We start from the raw sequence: 17,794 nt of genomic DNA on the forward strand, positions 1-17,794 counted from the left end.
GCCAACGAGTCGAGCGGGCCGAGCAAGAAGCATGGAGGCGCGCACTGCGCGCAACGCTCGGCCAGCGGAAGCGGATGCGGCTCCGTGGAGGGGGGCCGCGCTACCGCTGTTGGGCCTCAGGCTCTTTCATGTGATGAGCCGGATGTCGCGCCAGGCCCGCGCGATGTGCGCTCCTCGATGTATCAGTGGCGAGCGTGGAGCTGACGGTGGCCGAACCCTCCAGGAGGTCCTCCCTTCGAAGTCCTCACCGGAGGGTATGCAGGTCGATCCGGGGTGAGGGGCTCGGGGGGAGCCCCTCATCTCGGATCATCTCACGCGATCGCCAGGCCCAGCCGCTGGCGCAGGCGCAGGAAGTCGTCGGTGAGGATGTAGGCGAGGACCTGCTGCAGATCGATGCGCTCGCGCACGGCCTGGAGCAGGGGCTCGGCCTGGTCCACGCGGGCGGTGGCGAAGTTGGGGTCCTCGCGCAGCACCATGGTGAGGCCCACCGACACGTCGCCGCACATCAACATGCCCGCGCGGTCCGCCGAGTAGGAGAGGCCCTCCAGCACGGGCGCCAGCTCCACCTTCGACTGGGGCCCCAGCTCCAGCGCGGCCGGCTCCAGCGCCTTGAGCGCCTTGCGCGAATAGGCCCGGCGGTACTGCCTCACCATCTCCTCGTTGCCGCGGCCCAGCGCCGTGAACTGCGGGGCGTAGATGCGCACCGAGTTGCCGAACAGATCCGCCGTCTCACCCCGGGACAGCTTGGTGAGCACCGCCGTCTTGTTCATCAGGCCCAGCACCGCGCGGCCGAAGAGGAACTTCTGCTCTCGGACGTTGAAGCGGCGCACCACGTCCTGGCCCACGCACACCGACAGCGGCTCGGTGGTCTCCAGTCCGATGATCCCCCGGCGTGCCAGGTACACCTCGAACTCCTCCACGCCGAATACCTGGGCTACGGAGCGGATGGCCTTGAACACCGCGTGATCCGGCTTGAGCTTGTCCTTGCGCTCCACTCCGAGCAGCTCGAGCTGCGGCGGGTGCAGCTTGCTGAGCTGGTCGCCCACGGCGCGCAGCACCTCGACGAGGGGCCCGCGCGACGAGGGGTGCATGAGCCCCGCGTCCACGTCCGCCACGCTCAGCCGCTCCTGCGTCTCCATGGGCAGCCGCGTGCGCATCTCCGTGTAGAAGGCCGTCTCCACGTCGTTCGCCGAGCGCAGGAAGTGCAGCACCGCCGCGGCGCAGAAGGCCTTGTCGTTCTGCTTGAGGCCCTCCCACAGCCGGAAGAGCGAGTGCAGGCTCTCCACCCGCGTGGGCTCCAGCCGCAGCAGTTGCCGGTGCTCCTCGATGGCGAGCTGGGACGCCGCCGCGTCGCGCATGTACAGGTTCGCCAGGGCCGCGCGTGCCGGGACGTGGGTCGCGTCTCCTTCGACGAGCTGCCGGTACAGCGTCACCGCTCGGGCGGGGTCCTCCAGGGGGCCGGCGCACAGCTCCGCCACCTTCAGCCGCAGCGTGGCCGCGCGCTTCGTGTCCCCGGTGGACTGGGCCTGGGCGGCCTGGGCCTCCAACATCCTCGACAACTCGGGCAGGTTGCCGGCGCGCTCGTAGAGGGTCACCAGGCGGTCCACCAGCGTGGTGTCGCCCGGGGTGAGCTCCAGCGCCTGGCGGTACAGCGCGGAGGCGGAGGCGCCGTCACCGAGCCCCTGCTCGTGGATCTGCGCCAGGGATACGGTGTGGCGCGCGCGATCGGCCACCGGGAGCTCCAGTTCGAGCAGACGCTGCAGGCACTCCACCGCGCCCGTCCAGTTGTGCACCTGCTGGAAGAGGGCGGCCAGGCGCTCCAGCACCTCGATGTTGTGCGGCATGCCCTCGCGCGCGGCGTGCAGGTGGACCGCGGCGCGGCTCGGCTCGGCCAGGTGGTCCTGGTACAGCGCGCCCAGCGTGAGGTGCAGCTGCGCCAGGTGGGCCGGCTCGCCCCCTCCGAGCTGGATGCGCTGGGCGAGCAGCGTGGCTGCCTCCGCGTGGCGGCGCTCCTCCAACAGGAGGTGGGCGCGCAGCTCCAGGGCCTCCGGGTTCGTGGGCTGCAGGGCGAGGGTGCGCTCCAGCAGCTCCAGGGCCTTGGGGCGGTTGGCCAGCGCGGAGATCTGCGTCTTCGCCGCGTCGAAGAAGGCCACCGCGGCCGAGGCCGTGTCTCCCTGGGCCAGCCGGGCCTCGCCGCGCCGCTCCTGCAGTGCCGCCAGGTCCGCCGCGCCTCCGCGCGAGGCCAGCAGATCCTCCAGGCCCGCGGTCGCCGCCGCGTCCAGCGGATCGCGCTCCAGCGCCTGGCGGTACAGGCCGATGGCGCCGTCCGTGTCCCTCAGTGGGCCCGCGGCGAGCCGGGCCGCGGCGACGAAGGCCTCGATCGCGCTCCGGGGATCCTTGCTGACGCGGGCCTCGCTCTCCAGCAGCACGCGGGCGGAGGCGGCGTCCCCGCGGCGGGCCAGCACGCGGCGCAGGCCCTGCATCGCGGGCAGGCACTGGGGCTGGAGCTGCAGCGCCGCGCGGTAGGCCTGCTCGGCGCGGAGGGGGTTGTTCAGCCGCGACTCGTCCAGCTCCGCGCAGCGCAGCATCAGCTCCACGCGCTCCAGTTCGTCCGTCACCACCTGGAGGCGGCGCATGTAGAGCTCGGACAGGGCCGCCGCGTCGCCCGTCTGGCGCAGGGTGCGCTCCAGGGCGAAGGTGAGCCGCACGTCGCGCGGGTTGTCCGCCACGGCGCGCCGCAGGGCCTCCACGTCGACGCCCTTGTCCAGGTCGGCGGCGGCGTTCACCCGCAGCGCGGTGCCCAGGCGTCCGTCCTTCACCAGCTCGGCCAGGCGCAGGCGCAGCTCGCCGCGGCGGGCCCTATCTCCCGCGCGGATGCGCTCCAGCGTCTTGAGGGCGGAGAGGTGCTGGGGCTCCAGCGCGAGCACCGCCTCGCAGCACTGGGCCGCGCGCGCGGGCTCCTGGAAGTGATCCAGGTACAGCCGCGCCAGCTTCATGTACGCGGCCACCTTGGCGCCCGCCGTCTGGGCCATCTGCGTCTCGCGGTCCAGCAGGGCCACCAGCGACTTCACGTCCTCGTCGGCCAGGAACAACCGCTCCAGGGCGCGCAGCGTGGCGGTGTGGCCCGGCGCCAGCCGCAGCACCTCCTGGAAGACCTCGATGGCCATGTCCGGCCGCTTGAGCTGATCCTCCCAGATGGTGGCCGCCTGGTAGATGGCGTTGGCCCGCTCGACGGGATCCGTCCGGTTGGCGGCCTCGGCGCGCAACACCTCGATGAGGCTCTCCCACGCGCCCTGCGCCTTGTACAGCCGCGCCAGCGCGCGCAGCGCCGGGAAGTGGCTCGGCGCCAGCGTCAGCACCTCCTGGAAGGAGGCCACGGCCTGGTGCTCGTCCTTGAGCCGGTGCTCGTACAGCTCGCCGATCTTGTAGATGAGCGCCGCGGCGGCCTCGGGGGTGGGGGAGAACTCCGCCTCGGCCCGGTACATGCGGATGAGCTGCTCCCACTTGCCCTCCTGCGCGTACAGCCGGCCCAGGGCCTTGAGCGCGGGCAGGTACGAGGGCGTGAGCGTGAGCACGCGCTCATAGGCGGCGATGGCGCCCGCGCGATCCTTGAGGTGCTCGTCCAGGAGCTCCGCGTTGCGGTGGTAGAGCGAGAGCACCTGCTTGGTGTCCCCCACCAGCGAGGCCTCCAGATCCTGGTTGGTGATGAGCTCCTGGATGCGCCCGGCGCGCTCCAGCAGGCGCGACAGGTTGCGGATGGAGGGCAGGTGGTCCGACGCCAGATCGAGGATGCGCCGCATGCACTCGATGGCGTGGTCCAGATCGCTCAGGCGCTCCTCGTAGATGAGGGCCACCTTGTTGAGCGTGGTGATGAGCTGATCGCGATCCTGCGTCTGCAGCAGATCCTGCTCGTACATGGCCACGAGCTCGGCGAAGCGGCTCTGGCGCTCGTAGAGGCGGGTGAGGGCCTTCTGCGCGGGGAGGTAGCCCGGCTGGAGCTGGAGGCAGCTGTTGTAGCGCTGGATGGCCTCCTCCTGCCGTCCGAGCCGCTCCTCGAGCACCTCGGCCGCCTTGAACATGCGCGCGGCCTTCTCCTTCGGATCCTGCGCGGCGGCGCTCTCCGCGTCGAAGACGGAGACGAGGCCCTCCCAGTTCTGGGTGCGGTAGTAGAGCTTGCCCAGGCCGGCGAGCGCGGCGGCATGGCCGGGGATGCGGGCGATGATGGCCTGGTAGCGGGCGATGGCGTCCGTCTCGCGCTTGAGATCCTCCTCGTAGAGGGCGGCCAGGCGCAGGTTGATGGCCACCAGCTCGCTCTCGTCGTTGATGCTGCCCACCCAGGCGAGCAGCACGTCCGCCAGCTCCTCGAAGCGCTGGCGGGTCTCGTAGATGTTGGCGAGCGCGGAGAGGATGAGGGGCTCGTGGGGGCTGACGCGGCGGGCGTCGAGCAGGGCGGCCAGGGCCTCCTCCTTGCGCCCGAGCCGCTCGTACATCTTGCTCAGCTGGAGCCAGGCGGGAGCGCCCTGGGGCCCGAGCACCTCGGCCTCGGCGGTGAGGATCTCGAGCAGCTCCTCGGCGCGGCCCTCGCGCAGGGCCACGCGCTTGAGGGCATTGAGCAGGAGCAGGTCCTCGCGGTCCAGCGTGAAGGCCTCGCGGAAGCAGGCGGCGGCCTGATCCGGACGCTTGAGGCGCTCCTCGAGCACCAGGCCCGCGGCGGTGAGGTAGTGGGCGCGCAGCGTGGGCGTCTCGAGCGTGGTGGCCAGCAGGCGGTACACCTCGACGAGCGAGGGGTAGTCGTTGCGCGCTGCGAAGAGCGTCTCGAGCTGGGACAGGAGCGCCACGTCCTGGGGCGCGAGCTCCAGGCACTGGCGGAAGGCGGCGGTGGCGTCCTCCTCGCGCGACAGGCGCTCCTCGAGCAGGGTGCCCTTCTCGAAGAGGAGGGCGGCGCGGCCGGCGGGGAGCTCGGTGGCGTTGAGCTCGGCCTCGAGGAGCTGGACGGCCATCTGCCAGTTGCCCACGTCGGCGAAGAGGCGGCGCGCGGCGCGGATGTTGGCGAGGAACCGGGGCGCGAGCCGGTAGGCCTGGTTGTAGGCCATGGCGGCGTTGCGCGGGTTCTTGAGGGGGTCCTCCCAGAGGCGGCCCATCTCGTGGAAGAGCAGGGCGGCCTGGGGATCGGCGCCGAGGGCTCGGGCCTCGCGCTCCAGGACGGCGATGCGCTCGCGGGCGTCCTGCTCGGGGCTGGAGGCGGGAGGCATCGAGGGGAGGGTGGAGGCAAGTGCCTCGGTGGCGACCGGGCGGGTGGGAGCACTTCCCAGCGTGACGGCAGCCACGGGGACACCGGGGGAGGACGAGGACGGCATCCTCGGCAGATCGTTGCGCTCACTCATGGGAAAAGTCGGCTCCGTGACGGGAATCGAGGCCATGAAAGGCAGGCCGCCGAGGGTCGTACCATGTGCTCGGAGGTCGCTCAACTTCCCGACTTCCTTGGGATTTTACTCTTCGTGTGGCCGCTCGCCGGGTGAGCGGGGGGCAGCGTTCATCGTTCGCTGGCGGGCGGGCCCTCCGCACCTGGGGGCAGGGTGCCGGTTGGGGAGGGCTTCCTAGCTTCCAGGCGAGGCCCGGGCTGCCCGGTTCCGAGAAGTGCCGGAAGGGGCAGGTGGGCCCGGAAGCCGGGGGGCTTTTGTGGGGACGTACCGAATCATCCGGAGATTGGCGGCGGGGACGGTGTCCGAGTTGTTCCTGGCGAGCACGGTGGGGGAGGGAATCCTGGAGCCGCCCGTGCTCGTCGAGCGTCTCCAGCCCGGGTTCGCGGGGGATGCGCCCTTCGTGGAGCTCTTCCTGGGCTCGGTCCGCACGTCCACCACGCATCCGCACGCGAACGTCCTGCGGGTGCTCGAGTCGGGCGTGGGCGGAGAGCGGCCCTGCCGGGTGCTGGAGTTCGTGGAGGGAGAGGCGCTGAGCACCCTGCTCATGGTGGCGAGGGAGCGCGGGCTGACGATTGGACTGCGCGAGGTGTGTTTCATCGTCCAGCAGGTGGCCGATGGCCTCGCCAACCTCCATCAGGCCCGTGCCAGTCACCGCGGCCTCAATCCCTCCCACGTGTGGATCTCCAGCGGAGGGGAGGTGAAGCTCATCGATACGGGTGGGGCCTCGCGGAGCGAGCCACCCTATCTCACGCCCGAGCAGGTCCGGGGCCGGCCCGCGGATCCGCGCGGCGACGTCTTCCGCCTCGGGTTGATCCTCTACGAGCTGCTCGCCGGACGGCCGCTCTTCTTCGATAGCGCCCATCCCCGAGCCATCCACCACATCGGGGACTTCGACGAGCGCGAGCTCGAACCCGTGCCCGGGTGTCCGCCATCGCTCTGGGACGTGCTGCTCCAGGCCATCGCCTCCGAACCCGAGGTCCGGTTCCCCACGGCGCGTGCGTTCGCGGACACGTTGCGTGGTTTCCTCGTGGAGCGAGAGCTCAGCGTGGATCATCACGACATCGCCCACCTCTTCGCCCGGGTCTTCCCCACGCGCCGCTCGTGCATCGAGGAGTGGGTGGGGGCGCGGAGCGAGGCCTTGATCGACATCGTCCCGCTGACGTCCGGGAGGAGCTTCCAGTCGGAGCCCCCACCGGTGCTGTATCCGGTGGAACCGCCACCACCTCCGGATGAGGCGCTCGAGGGGATGCCAGAGAAGGAGGAGGCGCGACCCACACCGACGCCACCTCGCCAGACGCGGCCCGAGGACTTGCAAACGCGGCTGCTCGATGAAGCCCTGGGGCTGATCGGAGGGAGCGCGGAGTTGGCCCCTCTGCTGGTGCGGCTCACCCGCGGCTGTGTGGCGCGGCTGGGAGGAAGGGACGACGAGGAGTCGTTGGCCGTCTTGGCGGCCCGAGCGCTCGTGCTCGCTGCGAGGTTGGAAGAACCCCGGCGCTTCGTTTTGCCCACGCTTGCGGGGGTGAGGGCACTGGTGGGAGGGGCTCCGGAGCTGAGCGAGCTCCTCTCGGCCGTGCTGCTCTCGGGACCGGAGGCGGGCCCACCTGCGGGACGAGCCGCGAGGGCGCTGTTGAGCGCGGCGGCGTTCGTTGCGCAGGTTCAGAGTCCCGAGCCGGGACAAGGGGAATCGGCACGCGTGCTCATTCGCCTGCGGCAGGATCCGCGACTTGCGCCTGCGGCCCTGGAGGCAATCGCCGCCGAGCTAGACGTGAGCACGATGCCACCCCGAGTGGCCGCCGTGGGCCAGCACCCTCTCCCTCTGGGAGAGGGCGGGGGGTGAGGGTAATCGCCTCGGTGTTCCTCGCCTGGTTTGCCTGTCACACCCTGTCCAAGCTGGCGCTCCTGCTTGCATCAAGAAGTTCCGTAAGAGCTGACCTGCCCCGTCGTGACGGAGTGCTACCTGACGTGAGGCCTCTCGGCGCCAGACTGGGAGGTCGTCATGGAGTAGGCCGGCTTGTCCTCGGCGGTCGGCTTGACGGGCGGGTTCGCATCGGCCGTCGTTCCTCGCGGTGCTCGTGCGCTCGATGGCCGCCCGGAACATCCTGGAGATCGGCACCTCGAATGGCTACTCCACGGTGTGGCTCGCGTCGGCGGCCGCGGCGGTGGGCGGCCGGGTCACGACGATCGACGTGGACACCCGGAAGACGCAGCCGCTGGTCGAACGGATCCGCCAGCAGCCAGGCACAACGCACGTCCTGGTCCCCGTGGGCAAGGGCGAGCTCCTGGTGCTCAAGGCCACGACCTGAGCGATCACCAGGGGAGCTCGTTCAGGTCGAGTTGATACCAGTGGGTGCCGACGATGGCATGGAGGGTGGATCCTCGACCGACGATGGTTCCAGTCGAGAGCGGCTCACCGTTGGGGAGCAGCAGGGAGATTTCCCGAGCCTTCGTGAGTGACTCGGGGCCGAAACGTTGGACGACACAGCGGCTTCGCTTTTCCTGATAGCCCCCCCAGAGGAGCACATGGCTGCGGGAGACCGCCAATGCACTGGCTCCCGAGATTTTGTTCGTCCAGCCTCGAGTGGAGCGATCCCGTGCGACGCGAACCACTGGGAAGTCGGTGTAGTAACAGAGCCAGGTCGCGTCCTCGGCGACATTCAAGGCATAGCAATCCGCCATGGAGTCCATGCCCACGGGAGCCGTGAAATTCCAGAGGACTTGTCCCTGCTGTCCGAAGCAGACGAGGCCCGGCGCACCGAGGGAATTGCTCCATCCGAAGTTCCCGAAGACGCCTTCGTCGAAATAGGAGACCCAGATTTCCCCATGGGGCGAAGCCTGGATGTCCTGGATGCCATCGCCCAACGTCATTTGATGAGCCAGCTTGCCTTCGGGTGTGTACAGAGCGGCGTTGAGCTCGGCACGTCCCTTGGAGTAGCGGCAGCGAGACCCGGCGACGAGGACGTGGCCCGTGCCGAGTATCTGGATGAAGGGGAAGGCAAAGGGCACAGCTGGCAACTCGGTCCGATGAACGGAGGTGCCGTCGTATTTGAAAGCCACGGCCTTATAGGGCCGCTCCACTCTCGTTCGGGGAAAGGAGGAGCCACTTGGATTCACGTCGCGGACGAAGGGAGCTTTCGCTTCGTTGCCGTCCGTCGCCAGAAGATTGGCGGAGCCATCGGGTCCGATGGAGACGGCGATGAGCTGCAGGTCGCCGAGGAAGTCGGCGAAGTCTCCATGAGGGGTGAGCGTGAAGGAATGAGCAGTCATGGACTCTCTCCCTGGCTCACAGGAACTCGCGGAGCAGCGCCTGCCCGCGAGGCCACTCGCCCAGACCCGAGGCGGAGTTGATGTGCCCCGCCTGGCCCGCGTCCTCGAGCCGGCTGCCCCAGTCGCGAGCCATCTGCTCGGAGCGCTCGAAGGCAGCGTAGGGATCGCCTCTCGAGGCGACGAGGATGGAGCGAAAGGGCAGTCTTTGGCGCGGTACGGGGGCGAAGGTACGGCAGGCCTCGGGAAGGGCGGGGTTGTCGAGATCCGGAGGCGCCACCAGGAGCGCGCCCTGGATGGGCCGGCGGAAGCGAGCCGCCCAGTGCGCCACGGTGCTCCCCCCGAGCGAGTGGGCTACCAGCACGGGCGGCGCGGAGCAGGTGGCGATTGCCGCATCGAGCGCGGCCACCCACTCCTCGACCGTCGGGTATTCCCAGTCACGTTGCTGAACCCGGAGCGCTCCCGGAAGGAGCCGCTCCCAGTGGCTCTGCCAGTGCTGCGGGCCGGAGTTGCTGTAGCCAGGAACGATGAGCAGGGGCACGGACATGGGCCGATGATAGCCCGGGTCGTGTTACCCCTTCAGTCTGGCGGAGAATCTGTTCTTCCTGGAGACCAGCAACCCCAGGAGGAGCCACGGCCAGAGCGCCGCAGGTGACGTCGACTGACAACCACAGCCGGTGTCCGGAACCGGGACTTGAGGTCCCTGAGTGCCCGCGTCGGGCTCACCCGTGCCAGCGTCTGGCTCAACGGGTCCCGCATCGGGCTCACCCGGTCCCGCATCAGGCTCATCCGGTCCCGCATCGGGTACACCCGGGCCTGCGTCAGGCTCACCTGGGCCGGCGTCGGGCTCACCCGGGCCTGCATCCGGTTCGCCAGTGCCCGCGTCGGGTTCACCCGTGCCCGCATCGGGCAAATCAGGCGCCAGCGAGGATAGCGCGACGTACACCGCGGTACCCCATTCCTCCTGGTCGTCATCCGGTGGTGCCAGACCGGCGGCGAAGGAGACATCTCCGCGCTCGTTGATCTGTGCCGAGCCGGCGAACACGGGGTTGGAGGGCGTCTCCTGATCCACGCGCGCATCGCCGAGATCGGAGGGGACGATGTCGTGCTCGGTCACGACGCGCTTCATCGACGCGCCATCGCTCACCCACACCGCACGCAGGCCATCGCTGTCGATGGCCCGGAAGACGGCCAGGCCCTTGTCATTGAGGTCCGGGGGGAAGTACTCCAAAGTCCGGATGCGCTCCTGTCCCTCCTGTGCGAGGACCTTCAATCCGGTGCCGTCCCACAGCCAGAGCGTGACGGGGTTCTTCCCCGTGGAAGGGTCCTTTGTCGTCGCCACTCCCAGGAAGGCGACCTGCCCGTTGTTGTTGAGGGCTGGGGCCACCGGGGCGAACCGGAAGATGGGCGACGCCGGCTCCAACCCGCGTGACGCCACGACGAGCCGGGAGCTCCCGTCCGCGCTCCAGACTCGCAGCTCCTGGTAGTACTCCGACGAGATGGGGGCGACATCCGCCACTCCGACCATCTGGCCGAGGTCGTTGAGGTTGGGAGAGTAGAGGAACTGGTAGGGGCTCTTGGCATCGACGGCCTGCTCCTTGGCCACGATGGTCGTCTTGAGCTCACCATTCTCGGGCGACACCAGGGCATGGATCCGGCCCAGGCCGGAGAACATGGCCCGGAAACCGATCTGCCCTGCCTCGTTGATCGTCACGCTCGACCAACCGGTGGCACCAAGGGGCTCGCGGATGATGTGGACCTCTTCCGGTGCCGACACGTTCAACAGGTAGATGCCGCTCTTGGCGGCATCATCCGTGCCCGTGACGCTGAAGGCGAGTGCTCCCGACGTATTGAGGCTCGGGTCTCCCGAGAGCACGTCGGTGCCGAGCTCGGGGAGCTGGTAGATGCGATCGCCCCGGCCATCTCCGCCCCACCAGACGCTGGAGCGCCCCTCGGGGGTGATCGCCAGCCGGAAGGCCACCTTCCGATCGGACGTGATGGGAATCTGCAGGCTTCCCGCGAGGAGGTTGCCCGGCTCCATGTTGTAGGCGCCGCCCTTGTTTCCCAGCATGTTGGTCCGCGCCTGGAGTTGCAGGGTGTAGTCCGGCAGCTCGGCCCGGGCGGACCCCGCGAGCAGGAGACCCCCCAGCACCACTCCCCAGCGCTTCTTCCACGTGTCTTCTCTCATGAAGAAGTGGGTACCACGTCTTGCTCCAACCGGGGACGGTACTCGTGGATCCAGACGCGCTCGAAGCCCCAGGTGAAGAGCACCCAATGGCGTGAGACCGTGATGAAGCCGGGCGCCTCCAGAGGCCGGGTCACCGTGATGATGCGCGTGCCGGGCGCGCAGGTGCGCAGACGCTCGATGACGCGGGCCCTCGTGTCGGGGCCGAGGCACGTCCAGGCCAGGTAGACGTGGGTGGCATCACCGAGGTCCTCCCGTGTCGCGTCACCCACCTTCAGGGAGACGCCGGCCTTCCTCATGGCGCCGGATACGCTGGCCACGTGCCGCTCCAGCAGGTCCACCCCGCGGGCCTCGGCTCCCAGCCACCTCGCGCCGAGCAGCGCACGCCCCCGGCCGGCCACGACATCCACCAGCCGTCCGCCACGTCCGAGCCCCGCCCGGTGGAAGAGCCACGCGGCGGTGGCCACGGGCGTCTCGCCGTACACCAGCTCGCGCATGTCCTGTCCGCTGGCCTTCAGCACCCGTACCACCTCGAAGCTCGCCGCCAGGCGATAGGGTGAGCGGAGGAACTCCGCCAGCCATACGCGCAGATAGGGCCCGAGCAGCCTCGGGCGGAACAGCAGCAGCGCCACGTCCAAGGCCCGGGTGACGAAGCTGATGATCAGCACGGTCACGCGGATGACGAACATCTCCCAGGGCGATGCATCGAAACCCATCGAGGTGTCGACGCGCTTCGTCCTGCCCTCGGGAAGTGACCAGTCCTTCTCGTCCATCAGCTCTCCGTCTCCCGAGCTTGCCTCATCCGGCTCCGGGTGGGGGCCGCTGCTTCCCGAGGCCCTCGTGTTTCAGCAGCGCCCCCAGTGCCGAGGCGATGAGCGCCACGAGTGCTCCCGCGGCGAAGGGCGCGCTGGTGCCCAGGGACGAATAGAGCGCACCGCTGGCCACCGGTCCCACGGTGCGCGCGAGCCCGCCCGAGGACTGGGCGAGCCCGAGGGTCAGTCCCTGCAGGGAGGGATTGGCCGCCTGGGAGGCGAGGCTGGAGATGAGGGGCTGGGTGAAGCCGAGCCCCGTGCCGAGCATGGCCAGGGCCCCGACGAGGGCAAGGGGGTGCTCCGCGAGGCTCACGCCCAGCATGCCGGCGGAGAGCAACAGCGTGCCGAGGACCAGCAGGCGCACCTCGCCCACGGCCTTCGACAGCGGGCCGATGAGCACGCCCTGGATGAGGAGCCCCAGCCCGCCCTGCATGGCGAAGACGTAGCCCACCTCCTTCGCCTCCCAGCCGAAGCGGGCCTGCGCGAGCAGGGCGAGGGCCACCTGGAGCGTCGTCATGGCGAGGAAGACGAGGAAGTAGAGCAGCAGCACGATCTTCAGCGCGCGTGGCCGCGGCGATTCCCGGAGCACGCTCATCCGGGACCGGGGCTTCGAGGTGGAGCGGGCCGAGGGCGGGTGTGTCTCGGGCATGGCCACCAGCACCCCGAGAGAGCCCAGGAGCGCGAGCGCTCCCGCGGCGAGCGGAGGGAGCCACGCGCCCCACTGTGAGAACATGCCCCCGATCATGGGCCCCAGGACGAGCCCCAATCCGATGCCGGCCCCGACCCGGCCCATGGCCCGCGCGCGGGTGTCGGCCGTGGAGATGTCGGCGAGGGAGGCCTGGCACGCCGCGAGATTGCCCGCGGTGGCGCCCGCGAGGATGCGCGAGGCGAAGAGGAGCGGCAGCATGCGCTCGTAGCTGGCGAGGGCGAAGAGGCCCATGGCGACCGCGTTGGCCGCGAGGCTGAACAGGATGATGGGCCGGCGGCCGTACCGGTCCGAGAACCTCCCGAGGACGGGGGTGGCGAGCAGCTGGGTGAACGAGAAGCAGCCGAGGAGCACGCCCACCGTGCGTGCCGAGCCGCCCATCGACTGGACGTAGAAGGGAAGGAGGGGGATGACGATGCCGAAGCCCACCAGGTCGAGAAAAACCGTGACGAAGACGAGCGCCTCGACCCGGCCGAGGAGGGACCGGGAGGCTTCCGGGGGGGTCAATGTGCGGGCCACCATGCTCCACCCTGTATAGCCGCCCACCGCCGTGCTGGCATGGGCGGCGTTGATTTGTTCAGTCCGTGGCGCATGTGTGTTGGGCGCTCGACCCGAAATCTTGACGGGATAGGGTGGGGATTCATCTATGACGGGTTCGGAATCCGCTGCTGCGCTATTCCGGGGCTGCGAGCACCTCACCGTGCGTGTCGCGCCCGGACACCTGGACAAGGTCTTCGATTTCTTCACCCGGACGCTCGGTCTGCCCTCTCCATGGATGTCCCGGAGTGCGTCGTTCACGAGCGCGGGGGTGGCGCTCGGCAATGTTCCGCTCGAGATCCTCCAGATGGGGCCGCCGCGCCCGGGGATGCCTCCGGTCAGGCTGTTCGGCCTCGCGCTGGAGCCGACGCGCCCCATCGACGAGGTTCCGAAGGCGCTTCGGGCACGTGGTATCCGAGCCGGGGGGGCCACCCCCAGGGTGGAGCAGGCGGAGGATGGCTCGCTCCGGACGCTCTGGAAGAACGTCTACTTCGATGATCTCGGGGGCTCGAGCCTCTGGCTCCGGCTCTTCCTGGTGATGACGCGCCGGAAGCCGCGTACCGCGCGCAAGCCCCCACTGATCCGGGGCGCGCTGGCCTGGAGGTTCTTCAACCGGACGTTCACCAAGGGGATGTTGTCCGCGGTGGAGTACGTGCCGCCCCATGAGGGCCACCTGCGGCGCATGGAGCGGCTCCTCGGAGACACACCGGGTCCGCTCGGCCCCCTGGGCATCCTCGGGGTCGACGAGCTCGTCATGATGTCCCGGGAGCCCCGGCGGGTGATCCGCGCGTGGAGCGAGATCCTCGCGCCCGTGACTCCCACGGAGGCCGGACGTTTCGAGCTGGAGCGGGGGCCGGCCCTCCGGGTGATTTCGGGGCCGGCGGATCGCCTGGACGAGCTCGTCCTGCGGGTTCAGTCGCTCGACACGGCGCGGGTGTTCCTCGCCGAGCGCAAGCTCCTGGGCTCCCAGGCCACGGGCCGGCTGTCGATCGATCCCTCGGCGAGCTCCGGGCTCCGCGTCTCGCTCATCGCGTGAGTCCGTGGATGTCCCTCTCCCTCTGGAGAGGGAGCATGCGCGACACGAGGTCATCCCCTGACGGGCGGCTCGGGAGTCACCGCCTCGGTGACCAGGTGGCGCTCCTCGACCCGAGAGCCCGCCGCGAGCGCGATGAGCCCCCCACCGAGCACGGCCATCGTCCAGGACAGCGACCACTCGGCGAGCAGGCCGATGAGCGGGTTGATCACCACGATCGCCAACGTGCGCACCATCGAGACGAAGGAGAGCACCGTGGCCCGCCGCTCGGAGGGGATGTGGTGGTTGATGTAGGCGCTGAAGAGGGGGATGCGCGGCAGGCTGAAGGTGAAGCCCACGATGATTCCCACGATGACGAGTGGCAGCCACCGCGTGGCGGCGAGCAGGAGGAAGCTCATGCCGGAGAGGACGGTGGCCGCGAGCAGGAGCCGCCGCATCGAGCCCACCCACCGTTCGATCCGCGCGACGTTGCCGAGGAAGACGATCTGCCCGAGGCACGACAGGGCATGCACCACCCCGTAGAACCGCAGCGGCAACCCGCCGCGCTCGAGCAACGGTTGGAACAGCCAGATGAGCCCCCAGGCCAGCGCGTTGGTCAGGGCGAGCTCGATGGCGAGCAGCCGGACCACCTTGTGGCCGAGGAAGTACCGCCCGCCCTCGGTGAGGATCCGCGCATAGGAGGTCCGGGTCTTCCGCTCCCGGGCCGTATCCGGGGGCTCGCGCAGGGTGAGCGCGAGCAGGAAGGCGAGGGCGGCGGGGAACACGTAGGCCCGCATGGGAGCGCTCAGGCCGTAGGCGCTCGCGATGAAGCCACCGGTAATCGTCGCGGTGATGATGCCGCCGAGCTTGAAGGACTCCAGGCGGGCGAGCACGTGCGCGGCCCGCTCCGTCCGCCCCTCCGCCTTGAGGCTGTCATAGGCGAGCGCCTCGTCGGCTCCGGAGTGGAGCGTGTAGGCGATGGCGAAGACGGCCTCCGCGGCCATGAACACGGGGAAGGACGGCTTGGACACGTAGAGCAGGGCCGCTCCGACGCCCACCAGGCTGCCGAGCGCCAGCGACACCTTGCGGCCCAGGAAGTCCGCCACGGTTCCGGTGGGGACCTCGAAGAGGAAGTTGCAGAGGAAGAACCAGGCGTTGAGGAACAGCACCTGGGCCAGCGAGATGCCGCCCCAGTCCGTGAAGAACGGGACGAGCACCGCGGAGAAGAACTGCATCCAGAACAGCATCCGGATGGCCTGGAGCTTCCAGATGTTGGAACCCATGGCGCCTCTATACAGCTGTTCCCGGGTTTGATGGCACGATGACGGTCATGATCCGGAAGATGTTCCTGCTGTGCATGTGCCTCGCGCTGGCCGCCTGCGCCCGGTCCTCCACGTCCCGGCGCGCGGAGGAGGCCTCGGGCCCGGCCTTCAAGTCCTCGCTGGCGGTGTTGCTCGAGAACCGCGCCGAGCTGGCCCTCACCCCCGAGCAGGTGGACCGCTTCGAGAAGATGGACTTCACCCTCCACGAGAAGAACATCGTGCTCCAGCACGAGCTCGAGGCGCTGCGGGCCCAGCAGAAGAAGGGCAATCGTCCCTGGCACGGGGGCTACATGGGCGGCGGGCAGCATGACCTCCACGGAGGGAAGGGCGGCTCGACGAGCGCCCCTCCCGAGGCGGAGCGGGAGAGGCTCCAGCGTCGCGAGCGGCTGGAGCAGATCGGATCCACGCTGCGCCAGATGCAGGACAACGACTCCGAGGCCTATGTCCAGGCGGAGAAGTTGCTGACGGACGCGCAGAAGCCCCGGGCGCGCGAGCTCTTCTCTCGGGAGCGCGAGAAGCTGCTCGAGCAGCTCGAGGCCATCCACTTCCAGATTCGCAAGGGCGACTACTGATCGGCGCCGCCGTCCGTGCCTCCTCCTGGTGCATTGCCGCCAGGCGGACGAGGCCCCCCCTCCTCGGCTCGTTCCCGAGAGGGGAGGGGGACCATGGCCCGAGGTTCACAAGGGCGTCCGCTCGTGTCCAGCTTGAGGACGCCTGCCCATGCCCGTGTCTCGAACACGGCATACCTGGGCCCTCGAGGAGGATGAACGATGACCCATCATTCCCGGAGCTTCCCCTTCTTCCATCGCGAGCGTGAGTCGCTCCTCCTCGACCTCCTGTGCGGCGCCGCCGGTGGCGCGCTGGGGACCTGGCTCATGAGCCCCGTCCTGCAGGGCGTCTCCAAGGTGATGCCCCAGAAGCTCCAGGGGCAGGGTGAGCAGCAAGAGGAAGGCGCCACCGCGAAGCTGGCCCGCAAGGTGCTCGAACCCTTCGGTATCGAGCTCCAGGGCGAGCAGAAGAAGAAGGCCGGAAACCTCGTGCACTACGGCTACGGCATCGCCTGGGGCGCGATCTACGGCGTCCTTCACCGCCGTGGCCCCTTCGTCGGGAAGCTCTTCGGCCTGGGTTTCGGGCTGGGCCTCTTCCTCTTCGGCGACGAGTTCCTCGTGCCCGCGCTGAAGCTCGGTGCTCCACCCCAGAAGACGCCACTGGCCACACACCTGAGCGCGCTCGCGGCCCACTTCACCTATGGCGGCGTCACGGAGGGCTCGTACCGGCTGCTGCGGCGTGCCTTCGCTTGAAGGAACCGCGCCCCGCGGCCCGGACTCCCGGGCGCGGAGCGCGGCGGGACGCGGCTGGTCCGCGGGCCCGTACAGCCGCACATCCCCCGGGCCATCGTCCCCGAGGACAAGGCCCCTTCGCGCGGCGCCGGCCTGCGACTCCAGCCCGGCCACCGGGTGGAGTTGGTGTGCAACGGCCGCGTCTTCGACATCCTGGAGGAGGAGATCGCCCGGGCCCGGTCGAGTGTCCACCTCGCCATGTACATCTGGCGCCCGGGTGAGGTGTCCGAGCGCCTCTTGCGCGCCTTGCACGCACGTGTCCGCGCCGGCGTGGCCTGCCGCATCCTCGTGGACGCGGTGGGGAGCCGGGGCGGCTTCGAGAAAGAGGTGCACGGGCGGCTCGAGCGCGCGGGTTGCGAGGTGCGGCGCTTCCACCCGCCGGACGTCCTGCACCCGCGCGACACCCTGGTGCGCAACCACCGCAAGCTGCTCGTGGTGGACGGGCACACCGGGCTCACCGGCGGGTGGTGCATCGCGGACGAGTGGAACGGCAACGGACGGCACGTGGGCCAGTGGCGAGACACCAACGTTCGCGTGCGCGGCCCGGCCGTGGCGCAGATGCAGGCCGCCTTCTCCCAGGACTGGCAGCGCGCGGGGGGCGCTCCCCTTCCGCCCGACAGCTTTCCTCCGCTCGCGCTCGAGGGCCCTGGCCGCGCCGCCTTCGTCGCCAGCCGCGCGGGCCCCGGTGCCGAGCCCGCCGAGCGGATGCTGCATCAGCTCTTCGACTCGGCCCGGCGGCGGCTGTGGATTGCCAGCGGCTACTTCATCCTCAACGACACCTTCACCCGGCTGCTCGTCCGGAGGAAGCGGGCCGGCGTGGACGTGCGCATCCTCGTGCCCGGTCCCATCAACGACGTCCCCGCCGCCCGCGCCGTGCAGCGCTCCACCTACAGGCCGCTGCTCGCGCACGGCGTCCGCCTCTGGGAGTACCAGCCCACCATGATGCACGCCAAGACGGCCGTGGTGGATGAGCACCTGTGCGTGGTGGGCTCCACCAACCTGGACCCCTTCGCGCTCAACGTGCTGGAGGAGGGCTCGCTGGCGGTGGAAGACACCGGGCTCAACGCGTCACTCGCGAGCGCGTTCCTCGCGGACCTCGGGTACGCACGCGAGGTGCACGCGGCGCGGGCGCGCTACAGGCCCCTCTCCGGCCTCCGCCGGGCCACATGGTGGGTGTTGCGGCACTTCGAGTGAGC

Annotated in this window: 13 protein-coding genes; 6 read left to right on the top strand and 7 right to left on the bottom strand. The window is 69.8% G+C overall.

The features are described 5' to 3' along the window. Positions 1-311 precede the first annotated feature (311 nt). Positions 312-5,384 (bottom strand): tetratricopeptide repeat protein, encoded by a 5,073-nt coding sequence (locus JQX13_RS37965; protein WP_203404307.1) that lies wholly within the window; start codon positions 5,382-5,384, stop codon positions 312-314. A 337-nt stretch (positions 5,385-5,721) separates the two neighbouring features. Between JQX13_RS37965 and JQX13_RS37970 the strand changes: the two genes are divergently transcribed. Both JQX13_RS37970 and JQX13_RS37975 read left to right on the top strand, forming a co-directional pair. Next, positions 5,722-7,260, top strand: a complete 1,539-nt coding sequence (locus tag JQX13_RS37970) for a serine/threonine protein kinase (protein WP_203404308.1) — start codon at positions 5,722-5,724, stop codon at positions 7,258-7,260. 244 nt (positions 7,261-7,504) lie between these two features. Then, positions 7,505-7,726, top strand: a complete 222-nt coding sequence (locus JQX13_RS37975; RefSeq protein ID WP_203404309.1) for a class I SAM-dependent methyltransferase — start codon at positions 7,505-7,507, stop codon at positions 7,724-7,726. 4 nt (positions 7,727-7,730) lie between these two features. Here the strand turns inward: JQX13_RS37975 and JQX13_RS37980 are convergent, their stop codons facing one another. The 5 genes from JQX13_RS37980 to JQX13_RS38000 are packed head-to-tail and all read right to left on the bottom strand — an operon-like array spanning position 7,731 to position 12,894. Next, positions 7,731-8,687 carry a hypothetical protein gene (locus tag JQX13_RS37980; protein ID WP_203404310.1) on the bottom strand — a complete coding sequence of 319 codons (957 nt, stop codon included), beginning with the start codon at positions 8,685-8,687 and terminating at the stop codon, positions 7,731-7,733. 16 nt (positions 8,688-8,703) lie between these two features. After that, positions 8,704-9,231 carry an RBBP9/YdeN family alpha/beta hydrolase gene (locus JQX13_RS37985; protein ID WP_203404311.1) on the bottom strand — a complete coding sequence of 176 codons (528 nt, stop codon included), beginning with the start codon at positions 9,229-9,231 and terminating at the stop codon, positions 8,704-8,706. Positions 9,232-9,255: 24 nt separating this feature from the next. Continuing rightward, positions 9,256-10,872, bottom strand: a complete 1,617-nt coding sequence (locus JQX13_RS37990) for an MXAN_5453 family MXYO-CTERM-anchored protein (RefSeq protein ID WP_203404312.1) — start codon at positions 10,870-10,872, stop codon at positions 9,256-9,258. Then, entirely contained in the window at positions 10,869-11,642 is a 774-nt protein-coding gene (locus tag JQX13_RS37995) for a class I SAM-dependent methyltransferase (protein WP_343211036.1), read from the bottom strand. Before JQX13_RS37995 ends, JQX13_RS37990 begins: the two co-directional genes overlap by 4 nt. Positions 11,643-11,667: 25 nt before the next feature. Continuing rightward, the gene (locus JQX13_RS38000) at positions 11,668-12,894 is read right to left on the bottom strand and encodes an MFS transporter (RefSeq protein ID WP_239014100.1); all 1,227 of its coding nucleotides are present in this window, start codon (positions 12,892-12,894) and stop codon (positions 11,668-11,670) included. 139 nt (positions 12,895-13,033) lie between these two features. On the opposite strand from JQX13_RS38000, the gene JQX13_RS38005 reads away from it, so the two are divergent. After that, on the top strand, positions 13,034-13,960 hold the full coding sequence (locus JQX13_RS38005) for a hypothetical protein (RefSeq protein ID WP_203404314.1): 927 nt from the start codon (positions 13,034-13,036) through the stop codon (positions 13,958-13,960). A 50-nt stretch (positions 13,961-14,010) separates the two neighbouring features. Here JQX13_RS38005 and JQX13_RS38010 read toward each other — a convergent pair whose 3' ends face one another. Further along, a complete protein-coding gene (locus tag JQX13_RS38010) occupies positions 14,011-15,219 on the bottom strand; it encodes an MFS transporter (RefSeq protein WP_203404315.1) in 1,209 nt (402 codons plus the stop codon). Positions 15,220-15,257: 38 nt separating this feature from the next. Between JQX13_RS38010 and JQX13_RS38015 the strand changes: the two genes are divergently transcribed. The 3 genes from JQX13_RS38015 to JQX13_RS38025 all read left to right on the top strand — a co-directional run bounded on the left by JQX13_RS38015 (position 15,258) and on the right by JQX13_RS38025 (position 17,792). Further along, positions 15,258-15,830 (top strand): hypothetical protein, encoded by a 573-nt coding sequence (locus JQX13_RS38015; protein WP_203404316.1) that lies wholly within the window; start codon positions 15,258-15,260, stop codon positions 15,828-15,830. Between the two features lie 198 nt (positions 15,831-16,028). Further along, positions 16,029-16,559: a DUF1440 domain-containing protein gene (locus tag JQX13_RS38020; protein WP_203404317.1), complete on the top strand. Its 531-nt coding sequence runs from the start codon at positions 16,029-16,031 to the stop codon at positions 16,557-16,559. A 165-nt stretch (positions 16,560-16,724) separates the two neighbouring features. Beyond that, complete coding sequence (locus JQX13_RS38025; RefSeq protein ID WP_203404318.1) at positions 16,725-17,792, top strand: phospholipase D-like domain-containing protein; 1,068 nt, start codon at positions 16,725-16,727, stop codon at positions 17,790-17,792. The last annotated feature ends 2 nt before the right edge of the window (positions 17,793-17,794 follow it).

This window comes from Archangium violaceum (assembly GCF_016859125.1).
Taxonomy (GTDB): Bacteria; Myxococcota; Myxococcia; order Myxococcales; family Myxococcaceae; genus Archangium; species Archangium violaceum_A.